At 68.8% G+C, this 19,728-nt stretch carries 23 protein-coding genes; 13 read left to right on the forward strand and 10 right to left on the reverse strand.

Features of this window, described 5'->3' with window-relative positions; genetic code table 11:
- Positions 1-65 precede the first annotated feature (65 nt).
- Positions 66-566: a hypothetical protein gene (locus tag J2X21_RS26170; RefSeq protein ID WP_310333083.1), complete on the forward strand. Its 501-nt coding sequence runs from the start codon at positions 66-68 to the stop codon at positions 564-566.
- 9 nt (positions 567-575) lie between these two features.
- On the opposite strand, the gene J2X21_RS26175 is transcribed toward J2X21_RS26170, so the two are convergent.
- Genes J2X21_RS26175 through J2X21_RS26185 form a run of 3 tightly spaced genes read right to left on the reverse strand, consistent with a single transcriptional unit; the run spans position 576 to position 3,563 of the window.
- Positions 576-920: a translation initiation factor Sui1 gene (locus J2X21_RS26175; protein WP_310333084.1), complete on the reverse strand. Its 345-nt coding sequence runs from the start codon at positions 918-920 to the stop codon at positions 576-578.
- A complete protein-coding gene (locus tag J2X21_RS26180; RefSeq protein WP_310333085.1) occupies positions 917-3,124 on the reverse strand; it encodes a S9 family peptidase in 2,208 nt (735 codons plus the stop codon). The genes J2X21_RS26175 and J2X21_RS26180 overlap by 4 nt, the downstream gene beginning before the upstream one ends.
- A gap of 31 nt (positions 3,125-3,155) precedes the next feature.
- Positions 3,156-3,563, reverse strand: coding sequence for a rhodanese-like domain-containing protein (locus J2X21_RS26185; protein WP_310333086.1), 408 nt, complete (start codon positions 3,561-3,563; stop codon positions 3,156-3,158).
- Positions 3,564-3,627: 64 nt separating this feature from the next.
- Between J2X21_RS26185 and ftrA the strand changes: the two genes are divergently transcribed.
- Together ftrA and J2X21_RS26195 are read left to right on the forward strand one after the other, a co-directional pair.
- Entirely contained in the window at positions 3,628-4,632 is a 1,005-nt protein-coding gene (gene ftrA / locus J2X21_RS26190) for a transcriptional regulator FtrA (protein ID WP_310333087.1), read from the forward strand.
- Between the two features lie 65 nt (positions 4,633-4,697).
- Positions 4,698-5,357 (forward strand): peroxiredoxin, encoded by a 660-nt coding sequence (locus J2X21_RS26195; protein WP_310333088.1) that lies wholly within the window; start codon positions 4,698-4,700, stop codon positions 5,355-5,357.
- 1 nt (position 5,358) lies between these two features.
- Here the strand turns inward: J2X21_RS26195 and J2X21_RS26200 are convergent, their stop codons facing one another.
- On the reverse strand, positions 5,359-6,309 hold the full coding sequence (locus J2X21_RS26200) for a LysR family transcriptional regulator (RefSeq protein WP_310333089.1): 951 nt from the start codon (positions 6,307-6,309) through the stop codon (positions 5,359-5,361).
- A 121-nt stretch (positions 6,310-6,430) separates the two neighbouring features.
- Between J2X21_RS26200 and J2X21_RS26205 the strand changes: the two genes are divergently transcribed.
- The 3 genes from J2X21_RS26205 to J2X21_RS26215 all read left to right on the forward strand — a co-directional run bounded on the left by J2X21_RS26205 (position 6,431) and on the right by J2X21_RS26215 (position 9,171).
- Complete coding sequence (locus J2X21_RS26205) at positions 6,431-7,669, forward strand: MFS transporter (RefSeq protein ID WP_310333090.1); 1,239 nt, start codon at positions 6,431-6,433, stop codon at positions 7,667-7,669.
- 99 nt (positions 7,670-7,768) lie between these two features.
- Positions 7,769-8,467: a DUF899 family protein gene (locus tag J2X21_RS26210; protein ID WP_310333091.1), complete on the forward strand. Its 699-nt coding sequence runs from the start codon at positions 7,769-7,771 to the stop codon at positions 8,465-8,467.
- Positions 8,468-8,490: 23 nt separating this feature from the next.
- On the forward strand, positions 8,491-9,171 hold the full coding sequence (locus J2X21_RS26215; RefSeq protein ID WP_310333092.1) for a Crp/Fnr family transcriptional regulator: 681 nt from the start codon (positions 8,491-8,493) through the stop codon (positions 9,169-9,171).
- Here J2X21_RS26215 and J2X21_RS26220 read toward each other — a convergent pair.
- Positions 9,165-10,109: a tRNA dihydrouridine synthase gene (locus J2X21_RS26220; protein ID WP_310333093.1), complete on the reverse strand. Its 945-nt coding sequence runs from the start codon at positions 10,107-10,109 to the stop codon at positions 9,165-9,167. The genes J2X21_RS26215 and J2X21_RS26220 overlap by 7 nt on opposite strands.
- The gene (locus tag J2X21_RS26225; protein ID WP_310333094.1) at positions 10,106-10,621 is read right to left on the reverse strand and encodes a M48 metallopeptidase family protein; all 516 of its coding nucleotides are present in this window, start codon (positions 10,619-10,621) and stop codon (positions 10,106-10,108) included. Before J2X21_RS26225 ends, J2X21_RS26220 begins: the two co-directional genes overlap by 4 nt.
- Between J2X21_RS26225 and J2X21_RS26230 the strand changes: the two genes are divergently transcribed.
- Positions 10,615-10,893 carry a 2Fe-2S iron-sulfur cluster-binding protein gene (locus J2X21_RS26230; RefSeq protein ID WP_310333095.1) on the forward strand — a complete coding sequence of 93 codons (279 nt, stop codon included), beginning with the start codon at positions 10,615-10,617 and terminating at the stop codon, positions 10,891-10,893. The two genes, J2X21_RS26225 and J2X21_RS26230, sit on opposite strands and share 7 nt — an antisense overlap.
- Before the next feature lie 10 nt (positions 10,894-10,903).
- On the opposite strand, the gene J2X21_RS26235 is transcribed toward J2X21_RS26230, so the two are convergent.
- Positions 10,904-12,541: a serine hydrolase domain-containing protein gene (locus tag J2X21_RS26235; protein ID WP_310333096.1), complete on the reverse strand. Its 1,638-nt coding sequence runs from the start codon at positions 12,539-12,541 to the stop codon at positions 10,904-10,906.
- A gap of 265 nt (positions 12,542-12,806) precedes the next feature.
- Between J2X21_RS26235 and J2X21_RS26240 the strand changes: the two genes are divergently transcribed.
- Both J2X21_RS26240 and J2X21_RS26245 read left to right on the forward strand, forming a co-directional pair.
- The gene (locus tag J2X21_RS26240; protein ID WP_310333097.1) at positions 12,807-13,397 is read left to right on the forward strand and encodes a 1-acyl-sn-glycerol-3-phosphate acyltransferase; all 591 of its coding nucleotides are present in this window, start codon (positions 12,807-12,809) and stop codon (positions 13,395-13,397) included.
- 169 nt (positions 13,398-13,566) lie between these two features.
- The gene (locus J2X21_RS26245) at positions 13,567-13,809 is read left to right on the forward strand and encodes a VF530 family protein (protein ID WP_310333098.1); all 243 of its coding nucleotides are present in this window, start codon (positions 13,567-13,569) and stop codon (positions 13,807-13,809) included.
- Here J2X21_RS26245 and minE read toward each other — a convergent pair.
- From minE to minC, 3 genes are read right to left on the reverse strand one after another with little or no spacing between them, the layout of a single operon-like run.
- On the reverse strand, positions 13,806-14,072 hold the full coding sequence (gene minE / locus J2X21_RS26250; protein ID WP_310333099.1) for a cell division topological specificity factor MinE: 267 nt from the start codon (positions 14,070-14,072) through the stop codon (positions 13,806-13,808). The two genes, J2X21_RS26245 and minE, sit on opposite strands and share 4 nt — an antisense overlap.
- A gap of 16 nt (positions 14,073-14,088) precedes the next feature.
- The gene (minD, locus tag J2X21_RS26255) at positions 14,089-14,904 is read right to left on the reverse strand and encodes a septum site-determining protein MinD (RefSeq protein ID WP_310333100.1); all 816 of its coding nucleotides are present in this window, start codon (positions 14,902-14,904) and stop codon (positions 14,089-14,091) included.
- A 23-nt stretch (positions 14,905-14,927) separates the two neighbouring features.
- Entirely contained in the window at positions 14,928-15,755 is an 828-nt protein-coding gene (gene minC / locus J2X21_RS26260; RefSeq protein ID WP_310333101.1) for a septum site-determining protein MinC, read from the reverse strand.
- 607 nt (positions 15,756-16,362) lie between these two features.
- On the opposite strand from minC, the gene J2X21_RS26265 reads away from it, so the two are divergent.
- Genes J2X21_RS26265 through J2X21_RS26280 form a run of 4 tightly spaced genes read left to right on the forward strand, consistent with a single transcriptional unit; the run spans position 16,363 to position 19,631 of the window.
- Positions 16,363-16,548: a hypothetical protein gene (locus J2X21_RS26265; RefSeq protein WP_310333102.1), complete on the forward strand. Its 186-nt coding sequence runs from the start codon at positions 16,363-16,365 to the stop codon at positions 16,546-16,548.
- Between the two features lie 41 nt (positions 16,549-16,589).
- On the forward strand, positions 16,590-18,635 hold the full coding sequence (metG, locus tag J2X21_RS26270; protein WP_310333103.1) for a methionine--tRNA ligase: 2,046 nt from the start codon (positions 16,590-16,592) through the stop codon (positions 18,633-18,635).
- A gap of 31 nt (positions 18,636-18,666) precedes the next feature.
- Positions 18,667-19,401, forward strand: coding sequence for a YoaK family protein (locus tag J2X21_RS26275; protein ID WP_310333104.1), 735 nt, complete (start codon positions 18,667-18,669; stop codon positions 19,399-19,401).
- A 29-nt stretch (positions 19,402-19,430) separates the two neighbouring features.
- Positions 19,431-19,631 carry a DUF3460 family protein gene (locus J2X21_RS26280; RefSeq protein WP_310333105.1) on the forward strand — a complete coding sequence of 67 codons (201 nt, stop codon included), beginning with the start codon at positions 19,431-19,433 and terminating at the stop codon, positions 19,629-19,631.
- Positions 19,632-19,728 lie beyond the last annotated feature (97 nt).

Here is a 19,728-nt window from a genome sequence, read left to right on the forward strand (position 1 = left end):
TTGGTCACCGACGTGGCGAAGGCCGCTCACTAGCATCCCGTTCCGGCGTCTAACGCCGCCATCGCATGCCCACCGCCACCGACACCTTCACGGCCACGCAGCCCATCGACCCGCCCACTTCGGCGCGCGCACGGGTGCTGTCTGGCCTGGACGGCGCACCGACGCGGCCGGCCGCCAGCACGGCTGCGCGGTCCGCCAACGCTGCCGCGACGTCGCCGCACACCCAGGTTCCGACGGCCAAGCCCGACGCACTGCCGCGCTGGGCCAAGGGCGTAGTCATCGGCGGCGTGCTGCTCGCGGTCGCCATGCCGGCTTCGGTGCTGCTGTCCCGCTCCATGCTGGTGCAGGCCGCGCTGGCCGAACAGGGTAAGTCCAAGGCCGCAATGATCTGCACCGCCGGCGAGGGCCGCGCCGTGGATGGCTCCAGCCTCATGGGCTGGCTGTTCGGCGGCTCCTACTTCCATTGCGGTGGCTGGGAAACCCGTGAGGCCCGCCAGCAACGCGACCGTGACCGCGACCAGGCCAGCTTCCTCGCGCGCGAGCGCGCCCGCCAGCAGAACTACTGAAGCAACGGCTCAGCCGCCGGCGCGCTTCACCGTCCAGCCCTCGGGCCGTGCCTGCAACCAGGCGACGACCTTCTCCAGGTGATCGCCCTGGATCTCGATCACCCCGTCCTTGGCAGTGCCACCGCTGCCGCAGACGGCCTTGAGCTGCTTGGCCAGTGCGGTCAACGCTGCGTCATCCAGCGGCAGGCCCAGCACGGCGGTGACCCCCTTGCCCTTGCGGCCCGCCGTCTCGCGACGCACGCGCACGATGCCGTCTCCGGCCGGCCGCGCCTTGGCCTTGCAGGCGCATTGCGCGACGGGCTGGCCGCAGCCCGGGCAGGCGCGGCCGAAGTCCGTCGAGTAGACCAGGCTCATGGCTTCAGGTGCCGCGCGAAGAACGCGTCCATCGTGCGGTACAGATGCAATCGCGCGGCGCGGCCAGCGATGCCATGCGCCTTGCCAGGGTAGATCTGCAGGTCGAAGGTCTTGCCGGCGTTCTGCAACGCCTCCACCAAGCGCAGCGTGTGGTCGAACAGCACGTTGTCGTCGGCCGTGCCGTGCACCAGCAGCAGCGGCTTGGCGAGCAGGCCCGCGCGCGACGGCAGATGAGCGCTGGCGTAGGTGGGCGCCTTGCCGCCATCGGGCATGCCGAGATAGCGCTCCGTGTAGGCGGTGTCGTAGAGCGTCCAGTCGGTGACCGGCGCGACGGCCACGGCGGCCGCGAACGGCGTGTCGGCATCCAGCATGGCGCGCGCGCCCAGGAAGCCGCCATAGCTCCAGCCGAAGAAGCCGATGCGCGCAGCATCCACGCCCGGCACGCGGGCGGGCAACTGGCGCGCCGCGGCGAACAGGTCGGCCACCTCGACATTGCCGAAGGCGCGGTGGTGGGCGCGCGTGAACTCGCGGTCGCGGTGCTGCATGCCGCGCGTGTCCAGCGTCATGACGCCATAGCCGCGCTGCTGCCAGTAGGCGATGAGCGGCATGTCACGGCCCCAGCCCCAGTTCACCGTCGATGCGCCGGGGCCGCCATAGGCCATCACGATGACCGGGTGCTTGCCCGCGCGGCCGGCCGGCGGCGCGAAGAAGAAGGCGTTCAGCGGCGTGCGGCCATCGGCCGCCGTGAGCTGCAGCGGCTGCGGCGTGTTGGCGTAGTCCTTCAGCGCCGGCGCGGGCGCGTCGCCGGCCAGAGCGATGACGGCGTCGCCATCGGTGCGGCGCAGCTCCAGCCGCGGCGGCTGGCCCCAGGCCGAACGCGTGACCAGCAGACGCGCGCAGGCCGTGTCGGCCTTGGCATCGCGCCATTGCCGCGGCGTGGCACCGCTCAGCGGCGTGGCCGCGCCGCCCGCCAGCGGCTGCAGGTACAGCTCCTGGGTCTTGCCCAGGTCGCCCGCCGCAGTGAACACGACGGCCTGCTCGCTGCTGCAGACGGCGTGGTCCACGGCCTCGGCCATCTGCGTCAACGGCGTGCGCGTGCCCTGGGCGCGGTCGACCAGCAGCAGCTGGCGCCGCCCCGAGGCCTCGCTGGACCACAGCAGGCCCCGCGGCGTCTCGAACAGGTCGTCATGCACCTCCACCCAGGCGGCATCGGTCTCGACGGTGATGTCACGCGCCGCGGCGCCCGGCTTGAACTCGGTCAGCGTCAGCTTCGTCTGGTCGCGCGTGAGCCACTGCAGCCAGGGCGTGCCGTCGGCAAACCAGCCGGCGCGGGCGATGTACTCGGCGTTCGCGGGCAGGGGCAGCTCACGGCGCTGACCGGTCGCGGCGCCGATGGCATGGGCCGTCACGCGCGCATTGGCCTCGCCGGCGGCGGGGTAGCGCTGCTGCGTCATCGTCGTGCGTTCGGCATGGATCTGCGAGCGCGTCTTCACGGCCACGCCGGATTCGTCCACGCGCAGTGCCAGCAGCGACTGCCCGTCCTTGCTCCACCAGTAGCCGCGCTGACGCGACAACTCCTCGGCCGCGATGAAGTCGGGCAGTCCCCAGCCCACCGTCTCGCTGCCGTCGGTCGTCAGCTGGCGCGGCGTGGCGCCCTCCGCCAGCTGCAGCACGAACAGGTTGCCGGCCTGCACATAGGCCAGCGCCTTGCCATCGGGCGCGCAGCGCGGCGCCTGCTTGGGCTCGCCGGAAGGCAACGCCAGCCGGCTCGCCTTCGGGCCGGCATCGGTCAAGCGCACCACGTAAAGGTCGCCCGACAGCGGGAACAGCAGTGCGCGGTCGTCGCTGCCGCACCACTGGTAGCCGGTGATGCCGCGCTGCGTGATGCGCTGGCGCTCCAGCGCCATCTTCTCGGCCTCGCTGAGCTTCTGTTCGGCACCGCCCAGCAGGTCGGCCGCCGCCACCAGCTTGCGCGGCTCGCCGCCAGCCGCGGGCTGGGCCCACAGCTCCAGCACCTCGCTGTCGGCCTGCGACGGGCGCAGGAAGCTGACCCACTGGCCGCCGGGCGAGATCTCGGCCTGGCGTGGCAAGCGGCCGGCCAGCGGCGGGTCGGCGGTGAGACGTTCGAGGGACAGGGCGGGAGGCTGGGCCAGGGCCGCGCTTGTGGCGCAGATGCCGGCCAGCAGGGTCAGCAGCGTTTTCATGCGCGCATGCTAAGCGCAGGCGCGCAGGCACTCAGGCCTCCACCGGCGCGGTCGCCAGCTCGAAGCCCTCGTCGATCCAGCCGGTCACGCCGCCGGCCATGATCTTCACCGGCCGGCCCAGCCTGGCCAGCCGCAGCGCGCCGCGCGCCGCGCCGTTGCAGTGCGGGCCGGCGCAGTAGGTGACGAACAAGGTGTCCACGGGCCACGCGGCGAGCTTGCTCTCCACCAGCTTGCCGTGCGGCAGGTGGATGGCGCCGGGCACATGGCCGCGGGCATACAGCTCGGCGGAACGCACGTCCAGCAGCACGAAGTCGACCGCGCCGCGGGAGAGCGCGTCGTGCACGTCCCAGCAGTCGGCCTCGAAACGGAACTCGGCGGCGAAATGGGCCTCGGCTTCGGCGGACGAAGCGGCGGGGACGGCGGCGACTTGGCTGGGCATGGTGGGCTCCTGTTGCGAATGACGCCATGGTGCCCAGCGCCTTCCCAGGCCACAATTGGCGCGAATGACAAGCATCAACAAGATCACGCCAAAACTCACCGGGCCGCTGGTGGTAGCGCCCGTCTACGACGGCCTGTGCACCTTCGAGTTCGCGATCGCAGCGGAGATCTTCGGCCTGCATCGGCCCGAGATGGGGCCGGGCTGGTACCGCTTCGCCAGCGCTGCCATCGAGCCCGGGCCGCTGCGGGCGCATGGCGGGCTGAACGTGACCAGCGACGGCGGCCTGGAGTTGCTGGAGCGCGCCGACCTCATCGTCATGGCCGGCTGGAAGGGTGCGGACGTGCCGGTGCCCGACGCGTTCGCGAAGCGGCTGCGCCGAGCCTGGCAGCGCGGCGCGCGGCTGGCGTCGATCTGCTCGGGCGCCTTCGTGCTGGCCGCCACCGGCCTGCTGGACGGGCGGCGCGCGGCCACGCACTGGCGCTATGCCGACAAGCTGCGCGAGCGCCATCCCGGCATCGCCGTCGACGCCGGCGTGCTGTACGTCGAGGAGGAGCGCGTGCTGACGTCGGCCGGCAGCGCCGCCGGCATCGACCTGATGCTGCACATCGTGCGCGCCGACTTCGGCGTCGAGGCCGCCAATAGCGTCGCGCGCCGCCTCGTCATGCCGGCCCACCGCAGCGGCGGCCAGGCGCAGTTCATCGAGCGACCGGTACCGGCCGACCGCGGCCATCGCCTGGCAGGCGTGCTGGAGCAGGTGCGCGCGGACCTGCGCGCGCCGTGGACGGTGGAGCGCATGGCCGAGGCCGCTTTGATGAGCCCGCGCACCTTTCTGCGCCGCTTCACGGAGGCCACGGGCCAGAGCCCGGGCGACTGGCTGATCGCCGAGCGCGTGGCCGAGGCGCGGCGCCTGCTGGAGGCGAGTTCGCTGCCCGTGGAACGCATCGCGGCCGCGGCCGGCTTCGGCAGCGTGCAGGCGCTGCGTCACCACTTCCAGGCCCGCCTGGGGCTGGCGCCGCGCGCCTATCGCGCGTCCTTCGGCACCAGCGAAGTTTCCCGATCAAGCATATGAGGCGAAGGGACTTGGCAACTTCCTATGATCCACGCCCTGCCCCCAGCCACTCCAAGGAGCCTCTCATGTCCCTGCGCATCAACGACATCGCGCCCGACTTCACCGCCCAGACCACGCAGGGCGAACTCAAGTTCCACGACTGGATTGGCGACCAGTGGGCCGTGCTGTTCTCGCATCCCAAGGACTTCACGCCCGTGTGCACGACCGAACTGGGCTACATGGCCAAGATCGAGCCCGAGTTCACCAAGCGCAACGCCAAGCTGATCGGCCTGTCGGTGGACCCGGTGGACAACCACCACCGCTGGGCTGCCGACATCGAGGAGACGCAGGGCCACCTGCCCAAGTACCCCATGATCGGTGACCACGACCTCAACGTCGCCAAGCTCTACAACATGCTGCCAGCCGACATCGAGGGCACGTCCGAAGGCCGCACGGCCGCGACGAACGCCACCGTGCGCTCGGTGTTCATCGTCGGGCCGGACAAGCGCATCAAGCTGATGCTGACCTACCCGATGACCACGGGCCGCAACTTCGACGAGATCCTGCGTGTGCTGGACTCCATGCAGCTGACCGCCAAACACAAGGTCGCCACGCCGGTGAACTGGAAGCAGGGCGACGACGTCATCATCGCCGGCTCGGTATCCGACGAAGACGCGAAGACGCTGTTCCCGGCCGGCTGGAAGGCGCCCAAGCCCTACCTGCGCATCACCAAGCAACCCAGCTGATTCAGCTCGCGCGCCGCCGAGCGCGCGTGGCGGGCGCCACGTCGCGCTCCCAGGGCGGCACGCCGCCCAGCTTCTCGGCCATGAAGTCGACGAAGGCCGTCACCCGGGCCGGCACCAGCCGGCGCTGCGGCATCACTGCGTGGATGCCGGTCTCGGCCAGTCGGCAGTCGGGCAGCACCATCACCAGGCGGCCGGCACGCAGGTCGTCGGCCACATGCCAGGTCGAGTGCATGGCGATGCCCAGGCCCGCCACCGCCGCGTCGCGCAGCACCTCGCCCTGGCTGCTTTCCAGCGGACCGTCCACGCGCACGGCCACCTCGCGGCCACGCCGGTCCTTCATTCGCCACACATCCGCCCGCCCCTGGCTGCCGACCAGCGCCAGACAGTCGTGCTGCGCAAGCTCTTCCGGCCGCGCCGGGTGGCCGCGTCGGCGCAGGTAGTCGGGCGACGCGCACAACACGCGCCGGTTCACCGCCAGTTGCCGCGCGACAAGGCTGGAGTCCTCCAGCGCGCCGATGCGCAGCGCCAGATCGAAGCCGGCCGTCACGAGGTCGTGCACCTGGTCCGACAGGTCCAGGCTGAGCCGCAGCTGCGGATGCCGCTGCATGAACTCGGGCAGCAGCGGCGACACGTAATAGCGCGCGAACGTGGCCGAGGTCGTCATGCGCAGCGTGCCGCTGACGCCCGTGCCTGACTGGCGCAGGCCGGCCATCAGCGCCTGCAGGTCGTCCACCAGCGGGCGGCCCTGCTCGGCCAGCGCCAGGCCCTCGTCGGTCGGTGTCAGGCTGCGTGTGGTGCGCTGGAACAGCCGCACGCCCAGCGACGTCTCCAGCGCCCGCAGCCGCTGGCTGGCCACCGCCACCGACAGGTCCAGGCTGCGTGCCGCGGCGCTGATGGAGCCGGCGTCGAACACGCGCAGGAAGAGATTCAGGTCGTCGACGCGGCTGCTCATGCCCGGCCTCTTTCAATGAGACGTTGAAACTGATTCGGTGGCTTGGTGGTTTTTACATCGAATGCAAATCCTTAACCTGCCGGCCATCACCTCGCCCATCGCGGTATCCGGAAGCCCGACCATGCAATCCCCCTCCTCCGCTGCGCCCGCCGCAGCCACACCCACCAAGCGCCCCTGGGCGCTGTACGCGCTGACCGTCGGCGCCTTCGGCATCGGCACGACCGAGTTCGTCATCATGGGCCTGCTGCTGCAGCTGGCCGGCGACCTGCAGGTCAGCGTCGCCTCGGCCGGGCTGCTGATCTCGGGCTATGCGCTGGGTGTGTTCGTCGGCGCGCCGGTGCTGACCGCCGCGCTGAGCCGCATGCCGCGCAAGACCGCGCTGCTGGCGCTGATGGCCATCTTCACGCTGGGCAACATCGCCTGCGCGCTGGCCCCCAGCTACGGGCTGCTGATGCTCGCTCGCGTCGTCACGTCACTGGCCCACGGCACCTTCTTTGGTGTCGGCGCCGTGGTGGCCACCAGCGTGGTGCCGCCCGACCGCAAGGCCTCCGCCATCTCGACGATGTTCACCGGCCTGACCGTGGCGACGCTGCTGGGCGTGCCGGCCGGCGCGTGGCTGGGCCTGCACTACGGCTGGCGCTCGACCTTCTGGGCCGTCAGCGCCATCGGCCTGCTGGCGATGGCCGTCATCGCGTTGTTCGTGTCGGCCCGCGAGGCCGGTGCCGGCAGCGCGATGTCCATGCGCGACGAGTTCAAGGTGCTCAAGCGCGGCCACGTGCTGCTGGGCCTGGGCGCCACGGTACTGGGCTTCGGCGGCGTGTTCACGGTGTTCACCTTCGTGCAGCCGCTGCTGACGCAGGTCAGCGGCTTCAGCGATGCCGGCGTGTCGGCCGTGCTGCTGGTGTTCGGCGTCGGCATGATCATCGGCAACGTCATCGGTGGTCGGCTGGCGGATCGCGCACCGGTGCGCACGCTGCTGGGCTCGCTGGCCGTGCTGGCCGGCGTGCTGGCGCTGATGGGCTTCGCGATGCACAACCCGGTGCTGGCCGTGCTGTTCATCGGCTTACTGGGTGCAGCCGGCTTCGCCACTGTCGCGCCGCTGCAGCTGCGCGTGCTGGACAAGGCGCAAGGCGGCGGCCAGAGCATGGCGTCCAGCCTCAACATCGCCGCCTTCAACCTGGGCAACGCGCTGGGTGCCTGGCTGGGCGGCGTCGTCATCACGCAGGGCGCGGGCCTGGCCCAGCTGCCCTGGGTGGCCGCGCTGCTGCCGCTGGGTGGGCTGGCCGTGGCCTGGATCAGCGTGCGCAAGGACAGCGCCGCCACGCCGCCGTCAGCCACACCGCATGCGCAGGCCTGCTGAGATGTAGGCCCTGGCCTGCACAAGCGCGTGGCGACAGCCTATGTCGCCATGAACCCGGGATGGGCACCATCGTCCGCAGCAGAGTTGCAGGAGATGCCCATGTCCGCGCTGACCGACGCCACCGAACTGGCCCGCCAGGCCCGGATCCCGTTCCCCGGTGCAACAGCTGAGTACGAACAGGCGCGACGCGCATTGCTGGCAGAGGAGATCGAGTTCCGCCGCCACATGACGAGGCTGTGCGAGCAGCGCCGCGCGCTGCCGCCCGGCCCAGTCATCGACAAGGACTACCGCTTCAAGGACGAGCAAGGCTTCGACGTGGGGCTGCGCGAGCTGTTCGGTGACAAGAACACGCTGGTCACCTACTTCTGGATGTACGGCCCGCAGCGCGAGCGCCCCTGCCCCATGTGCACCAACTGGCTCGGTTCGGTGGAGGGCAACGCCGCCGACATCAAGCAGCGCGTCGCGCTGAAGATCCTCGGTCGCTCGCCGGTGGAGCGTCAGTACGCGTTCGCATGGGAGCGCGGCTGGAGCGAGCTGAACTTCATCCAGACCGTGGGCGACGACTACGCGAACGACCTGGGCCTGATCCGGCCCGACGGCAGCGAGAACCCGGCGCTGGTCGTCTACCAGCGCGACGGCGACGAGATCCGGCTGTTCTGGGCCAGCGCGATGACCGCGGCCATGGCCGACCCGGGACAGGACCCGCGCGACGCGCCCGACATCGCGTCGCTGTGGTCCATCCTGGATCTGACGCCCGAAGGGCGGCCGGCGGACTGGTATCCGCGGCTGCAGTACTAGGGCCCGTCCTAAACTGCGCGCCCATGCTGGATGCGCGCGCCCATCTCGAGACCACCGCCCTGGCCCGGCTGCTGGCCCCCGACGAACTGCGCGATCTGCAGGCATCGGCGCTGGAGCGCAGCTTCTCGCGGGGTGCGCCGCTCGCGGCCGTCGGGGCGCTGCTGCCGTTCTGGATCGGCGTCATCGAGGGTCTGGTGTCGCTGTCCGTGACCCATGCCGATGGCGACCAGACCATGCTGGACATCGTCGGCGACGGAGGCTGGCTCGGTGAAGGCACCTTGATGAAGGCCCGGCCCTGCCAGTTCGACGCCGTGGCGCTGCGCAAGACACGCGCGGTGCTGATCCCGGCCGCGCAGTTCCACCGGCTGCGCGGCAGCAGCCTGGGCTTCAACCACTTCCTGCAGGACCTGCTGAACGCCCGACTGGGCACCATGATCAGCGCGGCGCTCAGCACCCGACTCGACTCGCTGGAATCGCGAGTGGCCAGGGCCGTGGGCGAGCTGGCGCACCGCTCACCGGCCGGCGACAGCCTGCTGCGCGTCTCGCAAGCCGAGGTCGCGATGCTGGCAGGCACATCGCGGCAGCGCGCCAACCTGGCGCTCAAGCGCCTGAGCGAACTGGGCCTTGTGGACGTGGTGCGCGGCGGCCTGAAGGTGCATGACCTGCGCCGCCTGATGGCGGCGAGCAGCGCGCAGCTTCAGTAGCTGGCCGCCGGCGCGGCGAACAGCCGGCGCGCCAGCTCATCCGCGTCGTTGACCGTGCGCAGCTCGGCATAGGCCGCCTCCGCTTCCGGATAGGCGCGCTTCAGGTAGTGCAGCCACTGCTTGAGCCGCCCGCCCTGGTGCCTGGCCGCAACGGTGGCGCGCACCTGCGCGAAGAAGACCTGCATCAGCGGCAGCAGTTCGGCCCAGGGCACGGGCGTCGCGCGCGCACCGGCGACGCGCAGCGCCAGACCGGGGTCGGCCACCATGCCGCGGCCCAGCATCAGGTGCTCGCAGCCGCTGCGCTCGCGGGCCAGTGCGGCGTGCTCCACGGTCCAGATCTCGCCATTGGCAATGATGGTCAGCGGCACCGCCTCGCGCACGGCGGCGATGCGTTCCCAGTACGCGGGCGGCTTGTAGCCATCGGCCTTGGTGCGCGCATGCACGACGATCTCTTCGGCACCGGCCGCATGGATGGCACGGGCCACGTCCAGCGTGCGGCTGTCGTCCATGTAGCCCAGGCGCATCTTGGCGCTGACCATCACGTCGGCCGGCACCGCGCGGCGCACGGCGGCGACGATGGCGTGGATCAGCTCCGGCTCGTCCAGCAGCACGGCGCCGCCGCGGTGGCGGTTCACGCACTTGGCGGGGCAGCCGAAGTTCAGGTCTATGCCCTCGGGCTTCAGCTCGGCAAGGCGCGCGGCGTTCTCGGCCAGGCAGGTCACGTCCGATCCCAGCAGCTGCGGGTGCACCGGCACGCCGGCCGCGGTGCGGCCGCCGTTTTTCAGCTCCGGCACGATGCGCGTGAACACACGGCTGGGCAGCAGTTGGTCGGTCACGCGGATGAACTCGGACACGCAGCGGTCCACGCCGCCCACACGGGTCAGCACGTCGCGCAGGATGTGGTCCAGCAGGCCCTCCATAGGCGCCAACAAGATCATGCGGCGTCCTCTAGGCTCATCAGGTACAGCCGCAGGTCGAACTCCAGCTGGAAGTAATCCGGCTCCATGTGCTGGCACAGCGCATAGAAAGCCTTGTTGTGGTCCAGCTCCCGCAGATGCGCCAGCTCATGCACGACGATCATGCGCAGCAGCGCGGCCGGCGCGTCCCTGAACAGCGTGGCGACGCGGATCTCACGGCGCATCTTCAGCTTCGCGCCCTGCACCTGCGTGCGGCGCGTGTGGGTGCCCAGCGCGTGTTGCAGCACGCGCAGCTTGGCGTCGTAGTTGACCGAGTTCAGCGGCGCGGCGTTGCGCAGGTGACGAGTCTTCAGGTCTTGCACATAGGCAAACAGCGCGGAATCGCTGCGCACCTCGTGGCGCTCGGGGTAGCGGCGCTGCAGGTAGTCGGCGAGCCGGCCGTCGGCGTGCAGCGACTCGGCCTGGGCAATCAGTTCGGGCGGATAGCCAGCCAGGTAACGGGCGGCGGGGCTGGCAAGATGGGGCGATGTCATCGGAGAAATTCAGCGTGCGGATCGAGCCGCAAGGCGCCATTTTCGACTGTGCGCCGGATCAGCCCCTGCTGCTGGCCGGATTGGCCGCCGGGCTCGCCCTGCCCTGGTCCTGCCGCAATGGCACTTGCCGCACCTGCATCTGCCGCGTCGTCGACGGCCGGGTGGAGCACCGCATCCCCTGGCCCGGCCTGTCCGCCGAGGAAAAGGCCGAGGGCTGGATCCTGCCCTGCGTGGCCGAGCCGCGCAGCGACGTGACGCTGCAGCGGCCCTGACCCCTTCACGCTACTTGCGCGGCATCACCAGCGTCTGGCCGTTCTGCGTCAGCGACACGGATGCGGCCGGCCCCTCCCCCGGCGTGAAGTCCAGCTGCGCACCGACCTCCGGCACATGCGCTTGCCGCGGCGCGCTGGCCAGCAGCTCGAACGAACGCTGGCCCGGCGCCTGGCCCATCAGGCGACCCTTGTCGTCGATGAAGACCTTGAGGCCAAACTGCGGCGAGCTGTATTCGCCCACCAGCGACTGCATCTGCGCCGGGCTCAGCGTGATATAGCTGCGCTCGGGCGGCAACTCGCCGCTGAGCGTCCAGCGCTCGCCGGTGCTCTCGCCGTTGTTGAAGACCTTCAACGCGACCACCTTGCCGTCCGTGCCGCGCTCCAGCTGCAACTCGTTCAGCGAGTCGGGGAAGGCGAATCGATCCTGCCCCAGCGGCACCAGCTTGGCGATGCCGCCGCCACTGCGCTGGCTCTGCAGCTGGCCGTCCTTCAGGCGCAGCGTGCGCGTCTGCTTCTCACCGTCGCGGGCGTACAGGCCCTCGGCCGCTTTCAGCTGGTCCGCAGGCACGGCCACCGCCTTGTGCTCGGCGAACGGCTCGCCGATGGCAAAGGCCGCCAGCTTGCGCGCGACGGTGTCCATGGCAAGGCCGGGGCCCGTGCTGTTGCGCAGGATGACGACCGTGGTCTGGCTCGCGGGCAGGTAGTTCAGCGTCGACACGAAGCCGTGGATGCCGCCACCGTGGGACAACATCGCGTGGTCGCGCACCTTGCCCGTAGCGATGCCGAAGCCGTAGTGGTTGGCCTTGGCCGGGCCTTCCGGCGCGATCATGCGTTCGTAGCTCGCCTTGCTGATCAGCTTGCCGCCGTGCAGCGCCTGGTTCCAGCGCCACAGCCCCTCGGTGTTGGCGATCAGCGCGCCGGCCGCATGCGGCTGGGTCATGCTCAGCAGGCCGGCCGGCGTCACCTCGCGCTGGCCGTTCACCGAATAGCCGCGGGCCATGCCCTTGAAGATCTTGTCGGCGGCCTCGAATTGCACGCTGGTGATCTGCGCCGGCCTGAGCAGCAGTTCGTCGATGGACTGGTGCCAGCTTTTGCCGGAGATGGTCTCGACCACGGCGCCGAGCAGCACGTAGCCCGAGTTGTTGTAGGCCCACTTCTCGCCGGGCTGGAAGTCCACCGGCTGGTCCTTGAACTCCTTGACCAGTTCCGCGGTGCTCAGGTCGCGGCGGATGGGGTTGGCCATGTAGCCGGGGATGCCGGTGTAGCTCTTGACGCCCGAGGTGTGGTTGAGCAGTTGCAGCAGCGTGATCTTGGCGCCGTTGGGATAGTCGGGCAGGTACTTGGACAGCGGATCGTCCAGCTTCGCCTTGCCGTCGTCGATCTGCTTGAGCAGCGCCGCGGCCGCGAACTGCTTGGTGACCGAGCCGATGCGCATGATCTGGTCGGGTTGCATGGGCACGCCCAGCTCGATGCTGGCCGCGCCGCGCGCGCCCTTGTAGAGCAGTTGGTCGCCGCGCGCGACCAGCACGGTGAAGCCCGGGCCGTCGGTGGCGATCTTCTGCTCGTCCAGCAGCTTGTCGGCATAGGCCGCCATCGCGGCGGGTGTGGCTGGCGTGCCGGCATGGGCCGCCACAGCGAGCAGGGACAACAGGACGGCAACAGGAAGCTGTGTTGGGCGCATGGTGCAAACGGATGAGTTGAACGGCGCGCAGCATCACGGCCCCTTCTGCTGCGGCCAAACGGCATGCGACAGACTGCACAAATGGGCGGATGAGCCGCAGCCGCCATCCACAGCGCCTGTGGACAAAGCCGTGAACAGCCTGCGGGCCGATGACCTAAGTGCTTGGTCGTTCAGGACTTTTCTTAAGCTGCCTCAGTTTCGGGCAGTGGCGCCAACCGGGACAATCCCGGCCATGCATCGCACCATTTTCACGACGCCCGTCATCAGCACCGTGCTGCGCGGCGTCTCCATGGCCTGGCTCAAGCTCGCCGGCTGGACCGTTCAGGGCCAGCTGCCGCCCGAGGCGCGCAAGAGCGTCTTCATCGCCGCGCCACACACCAGCAACTGGGACCTGCCATACACGCTGTTTGCGTCGTTCGCGCTGCGGCTGACGCCCTACTGGATGGGCAAGTCATCGATCTTCAAGTTCCCGTTTGGCGGACTGATGCGCTGGCTGGGCGGCATCCCGGTGGACCGCAGCAAGGCCAACAACCTCGTGGCTGCATCGGCCGAGGCGCTGGTGGCCGCCGATGGCCCGGTGCAGTTGATCGTGCCGCCCGAGGGCACGCGCAGCAAGACCATCTACTGGAAGACCGGCTTCTACTGGATCGCCGTCACGGCCAAGCTGCCCATCGTCATGGCGCACATGGACTACCCGCGCAAGCTGGTGGGCTTGGGGCCGCTGTTCACGCCCACGGGCGACGTTGAAGCCGACATGGCCCTGATCAAGCGCTACTACTCGCAGTTCAAGGGCAAGAACTCGGACCAGTTCACCCATGAATGATGTACCCCTCGTCCGGTCTCACCACGCTGCACGCGGGCGAGCCCAGCCGGTCCCCCGAGGGGACGGCGATTGACCTGGCATTGAGCCCGGTCAACATCGCCAGACGGGCCGGCTTGGGGCGGCCCGGCGCTCGGCCCGAACACCGCCAGAACCAACGATTCCGCTAAAGATGTCGACCATCCCGTCCAAAGACCCGCTGCACGGCATGACGCTGGAGGCCATCGTCACGGCGCTGGTCGAGCATTTCGGCTGGCGCGAGCTGGGCGAGCGCATCGAGATCAAGTGCTTTCGCATCGATCCCAGCGTGTCGTCCAGCCTGAAGTTCCTGCGCAAGACGCCGTGGGCGCGCGCGAAGGTGGAGAGCCTGTACCTGTTCATGCGGCGCGAGCAGGCCCGCGCCGCCAAGGCTTAGCGGCCCGCAGCTGCCTCCGGCAGCTCGATCTTCACTTCGAGCACTTCAAGGTCGCCCTGGCGCTCCATGTGCACCTTGATGTCGTCCGGGTTGATGGACACGTACTTGCTGATGACGGCCACCAGCTCGCGCTGCAGCTGCGGCAGGTAGTCGGGGCTGCTGCTGCGGCCGTTGCGCTCGTGCGCGAGGATGAGCTGCAGCCGCTCCTTGGCGACGCTGGCCGAGCTCTTCTTTTCACCGAGGAAGAAGTTCAGGAATCCCATTGCGAGGCTCCTTGCTTCACTTGGCGCCGAAGACGCGCTTGAACCAACTCTGCTTCACCGCTTCGGTGAAGCGCATGGGCTTCTCTTCACCCAGGAAGCGCGCGACGACGTCCTTGTAGGCCTCGGCCACGTCGGTGCCCTGCAGGTGAATCGCCGGCGTGCCCTGGTTGGACGCCTGCAGCACGCTCTCGCTCTCGGGGATGACGCCGATCAGCGGCGTACGCAGGATTTCGTGGATGTCGTCCAGGCTCAGCATCTGGCCGCCTTCGACGCGATTCGGGTTGTAGCGCGTGATGAGCAGGTGTTCCTTCACCGGCTCGCCGCCCTCGATGGCTCGCTTGGTCTTGCTGCTCAGCATGCCCAGGATGCGGTCGCTGTCGCGCACCGACGAGACCTCGGGGTTGGTCACGACCAGCGCCTCGTCGGCGTAGTGCATGGCCATCAGCGCGCCGGTCTCGATGCCGGCCGGCGAGTCGCAGACGATGTAGTCGAACTCCATCTCCTTCAACTCGTCCAGCACGCGCTCCACACCCGCCTGCTTCAGCGCATCCTTGTCGCGCGTCTGCGAGGCGGCCAGGATGTAGAGCTTGTCCAGCTGCTTGTCCTTGATCAGCGCCTGCGTCAGCTTGATCTCTTCGTTGACGACGTTGATGAGGTCGTACACGACGCGGCGCTCGACACCCATGATGAGGTCGAGGTTGCGCAGGCCCACGTCGAAGTCGATGACGCAGGTCTTGAAGCCGCGCATCGCGAGGCCGGTGGCGAAGCTCGCGCTGGTGGTGGTCTTGCCGACCCCGCCCTTGCCGGAGGTGACGACGACGATCTTGGTCATCTGGGTGTTTCCTTGCGTTGAATTCAGGTGGGCAGCGGTTGGAGCACCAGCTTCTCGCCCTGCAGCGAGACCTGGGCCGGCTTGCCCGCGACATCGGCGGGCAGCGCGTTCTCGGCCGTGCGGTAGATGCCCGCGATGGCCAGCAGTTCGGGCTCCAGGCTCTGCGTGTAGATGCGCGCCGACGTGTCGCCGACGGCGCCGGCAATGGCCTTGCCACGCAGCGGCGCGTAGATGTGGATGCTGCCGTCGGCAATGACCTCGGCGCCGTGGCTGACCACCGCCAGCACCACCAGGTCACCGCCTTTGGCGTAGACCCGCTGGCCGGAGCGCAGCGGTTTGTCGACGATCAGCGTGGGCGCCGGCACGGCAGGCTTCTCGATGATCTTCTCGACGGTGATCTCGCGCACCACTTCGCGCACGGTCTCGACGGGCGCTGACTGCACGGCGGCGGCGGGCTCTTCGGCCGCATCGGCCAGACCCAGCTCATGGGCCAAGGCCAGTTCTTCGGCGGTGGCGCCTGCAACCGCCACCGGCTGCAGTTGGCTGTCACGCAGCAGTTGCACGATGGCGCGCAGGTCGACGGGCGCGGGGCCGTCTAGTGCGAGCGCGGCCTGACTCTCGCCGCCGACGTTGGCCGGCGCGCGCGGCACCTGGCTCAGGTCGATGACGACGGGCTCGTGCTCGAAGCCACCCTGGCCCGCGCGCTGCGCCCAGTCGGCAGACAACTCGGCCATGTCGGCGCTGTGCAGCACCAGGCCCAGCAGGCTGAAGCGGCGCGACTTCAATTCGAAGGTGCCGGCGCGAGAAGCGCTCTTGTTGCGCCCGCCGCTCTCCCTAGTCGTTTCCGCCATGCCCCGTTGCCGCCCCGTTCAAAAGGCCGCGAGTTTAGCCGCCGGCATCGGGCAGGCTCTTGGGGACAGCCCCCAAAGCGCGCCGCGAACCCGCCTCAAAAACGGGCAGTGCAAGGCCGCCAGTGGCCGATCAAGGACTTAGCGCGCCTGTCGTCATTCGGCCCACAGACTTGTCCACAGTTGGCGGGGACAAGCATCACGGACTTGTCATCCAGACCCGTGACATGCGGCCGCCGCGGCTTGACTTATCCCCAAACTCCGACCCCGTCAAGCCCTGCCAGGGCACATCCTGCATCAGCCCATCACCTCAAGTCATATCCCGCTAAGTTGTTGATTCATATAGGGCGCGCCAAGCTGCCTAGAAATTGAGCAACCTAAGCGGACCCGCATTGCATAAGGGCTTGGCGGCCGCCAGGGGCAGTTCTCCACAAAGTTTTCCACAGACTCGGTGGATAGCTTCAAGAAGTATTACGAATCAGTGACTTAACCATGTTCCTTGATGCACTCTGGAGGTTTCGGCGCCAAGTGCAGGGCATGGGGGCGCGAGGCGAACGGGTACATTGGGTCCCCTGCCCGCAGCCCGCGGACGCTCCCAGGAGAAACGCCCTTGGCCACGCCCAACTACAGCTATGAGAAACGCCAGCGCGAACTGGCCAAGAAGCGCAAGGCCGAAGAGAAGCGCCAGCGCAAGCTGAGCGGCAAGCCGGCCGATGACGCCGCGCCCGAATCGGGCGACGCCCCCGAGCAGTCCTCCCCCGACGGCAGCGCCGAACCCGGCGAGCCGCAAACCTAAAATCCCCGGTTCTCCGTCCAGTCCCAGCCGCACCAGCGCCCATGTCCCGCCAGCTCTTCGTCACCACTGCCCTGCCCTATGCCAACGCCGGTTTCCACATCGGCCACATCATGGAGTACACCCAGGCCGACATCTGGGTGAGGTTCCAGCGCATGGCGGGCTCGCAGGTGCATTTCGTCTGCGCGGATGACGCCCACGGTGCACCCATCATGATCGCGGCCGAGAAGGCGCAGAAGACACCGCAGGAGTTCGTCGCCGGCATCGCCGCCGGCCGCAAGCAATACCTCGACGGCTTCCACATCAGCTTCGACAACTGGCATTCGACCGACGGCCCCGAGAACCACGAGCTGTCCAAGGCCGTGTACCTCTCGCTGCGCCACAACGAGCTGATCTCGACCAAGACCATCGAGCAGTTCTTCGACCCGGCCAAGTCCATGTTCCTGCCGGACCGCTTCATCAAGGGCGAGTGCCCCAAGTGCGGCGCGAAGGACCAGTACGGCGATTCCTGCGAGGTCTGCGGTGCCGTCTACGCGCCCACCGAGCTGAAGAACCCGTACTCGGTGCTGTCCGGCGCCACGCCGGTGCTGAAGACCAGCGAGCACTACTTCTTCAAGTTGAGCGACCCGCGCTGCATCGACTTCCTGACCAAGTGGACGCAGGAACCCGGCCGCCTGCAGCCCGAGGTGCTGAACAAGATCCGCGAGTGGTTCGAGCCCGACGAGGAAGGCAACAACCGCCTCAGCGACTGGGACATCAGCCGCGACGCGCCCTACTTCGGCATCGAGATCCCCGATGCGCCGGGCAAGTACTTCTACGTCTGGCTGGACGCGCCCGTCGGCTACCTGGCCTCGCTGAAGAACTACTTCGGCAAGATCGGCCGTGACTTCGACGCCTTCATGGCCGACGAGTCGGTGGAGCAGATCCACTTCATCGGCAAGGACATCACCTACTTCCACACGCTGTTCTGGCCGGCCATGCTGCACTTCAGCGGCCGCAAGACGCCCAACCACGTCTACGTGCATGGCTTCATGACCGTCAACGGCGGCGAGAAGATGAGCAAGAGCCGCGGCACGGGCCTCGATCCCCTCAAGTACCTCAGCCTGGGCCTGAACGCCGAGTGGCTGCGCTACTACATCGCCGCCAAGCTGAACAACCGCGTCGAGGACATCGACTTCAACCCCGAGGACTTCGCGGCCCGCGTCAACAGCGACCTGGTCGGCAAGTTCATCAACATCGCGTCGCGCGCGGCCGGCTTCCTGACCAAGCGCTTCGACGGCCGCCTGAGCGCCGACCTGGGCGTGGAAGGCCGCGCACTGCTGGATGCGCTGCGCGCGCAGAGCGGCGCGATCGCCGAGCTGTACGAGACCCGAGAGTTCGGCAAGGCGCTGCGCGAGATCATGGCGCTGGCCGACAAGGTCAACGAGTTCGTCGACACGCACAAGCCCTGGGAGCTGGCCAAGCAGCAGGGCATGGATGCCGCGCTGCACGACGTCTGCAGCGTCTGCATCGAGGCCTTCCGCCTGCTGACCGTCTACCTGAAGCCCGTGCTGCCCGCGCTTAGCCGCCAGGTCGAGGCCTTCCTGAAGATCGAGCCGCTGCAGTGGAGCGACAGCGCCCGCGCGCTGGGCGCTCACCAGATCGGCGCCTACCAGCACCTGATGCAGCGCGTGGACTTGGCCAAGGTCGAGCAGCTGTTCGAAGCGCCGCCGGCGCCCAAGGTCGTGCCCGGCGGCGAAGACATCGCCCCCGAGATCAAGATCGACGACTTCGCCAAGGTCGACCTGCGCATCGCCAAGATCGTCAAGGCCGAACTGGTGGAGGGCTCGGACAAGCTGCTGCGCCTGACGCTGGATGCCGGCGAAGGCCGCATGCGCAACGTGTTCAGCGGCATCCGGGCCGCCTACCAGCCCGCCGACCTCGAGGGCAAGCTGACCGTGCTGGTCGCCAACCTCGCGCCGCGCAAGATGAAGTTCGGCATCAGCGAGGGCATGGTCCTTGCTGCCAGCCATGCCGATGAGAAATCCACCCCCGGCATCTTCGTCCTCGAGCCCCACGACGGTGCCCAGCCGGGCATGCGAGTGCGCTGAAGCACAACCGGCTTGGGCATCCCCGCTGTCCATGGCCATCTCCTACGCCCGCAGCCTGCTCGCGGTGGAGCGCACGGCCGAGGGCAACGCTCATCTGGGCTGGCTGCTGGCGTTCGTGGCCGGAGCCACCAATGCTGGCGGCTTTCTGGCCGTGCACCACTACACCTCGCACATGACGGGCCTGGTGTCCGCGGCGGCGGACGGCCTGGTGCTGGGTCAGCATCGTGTCTGGATGATGGCCGTCGGCGCGCTGCTGTTCTTCCTCGCCGGCGCGGCGACGACTGCGGTGCTCGTCAACTTCGGCCGTCAGCGACTGGCGCACAGCATCTACGCGCTGCCGCTGCTGCTCGAGGCCGCTTGCCTGCTGGCGTTCGGCTTGATGGGCGCCTGGCTGGCCGGCCTGCAAGGCCTGCTGGTGCCCGCCACGGTGGCCATGCTGTGCTTCACGATGGGGTTGCAGAACGCGCTGATCACCAAGGTCTCGCGCGCCGAGATCCGCACCACGCACGTCACCGGCATCGTCACCGACCTGGGCATCGAACTGGGACGCGCGCTTTACGGCATGGGCGGCGCGGCGGTGCAGACGAATGCCGCCAAGCTGCGCCTGCTGGTGGGACTGCTGCTGGCCTTCGCCATTGGCGGCGTGGCGGGCGCCTGGGCCTTCAAAGTCATAGGCTATGCGGCGACGCTGCCGCTGGCCGGGGCGTTGGCCTTCCTGGGCCTGGTACCGGCGCTGGACGACCTGGCGCGCGTTCGCAGCCGATAAAATCCCGCAATTCGATTGAAAGCCCTGCCATGCCGTTGTTCTGGAAGCCCTACAAGTCCGAAGTCACCTCCTTCATCGAGCAGCTGAAGGCACAGCGCCCGACGCTGGAGGCCGAACAACGCGCCGGCCGGGCGCTGCTGTGGGACAAGGAGCAGGACCGCACCGCCCAGGCCGGCTTCAATGAAGCCCGCGTGCCGCAGCAACCTTACGTCTACCAAACCAAGGGCTAGCCCACCCCCTACGCGCTTCGCGCGCCCCATCAAGGGGGCACTGCCGGCGGCCTGGCAAAGTCAGTTCCGCGGCAGTCCTCGGTCACTGAAACGACCT

The organism is Roseateles asaccharophilus (assembly GCF_031458115.1).
GTDB classification, from domain to species: Bacteria; Pseudomonadota; Gammaproteobacteria; order Burkholderiales; family Burkholderiaceae_C; genus Pelomonas; species Pelomonas asaccharophilus_A.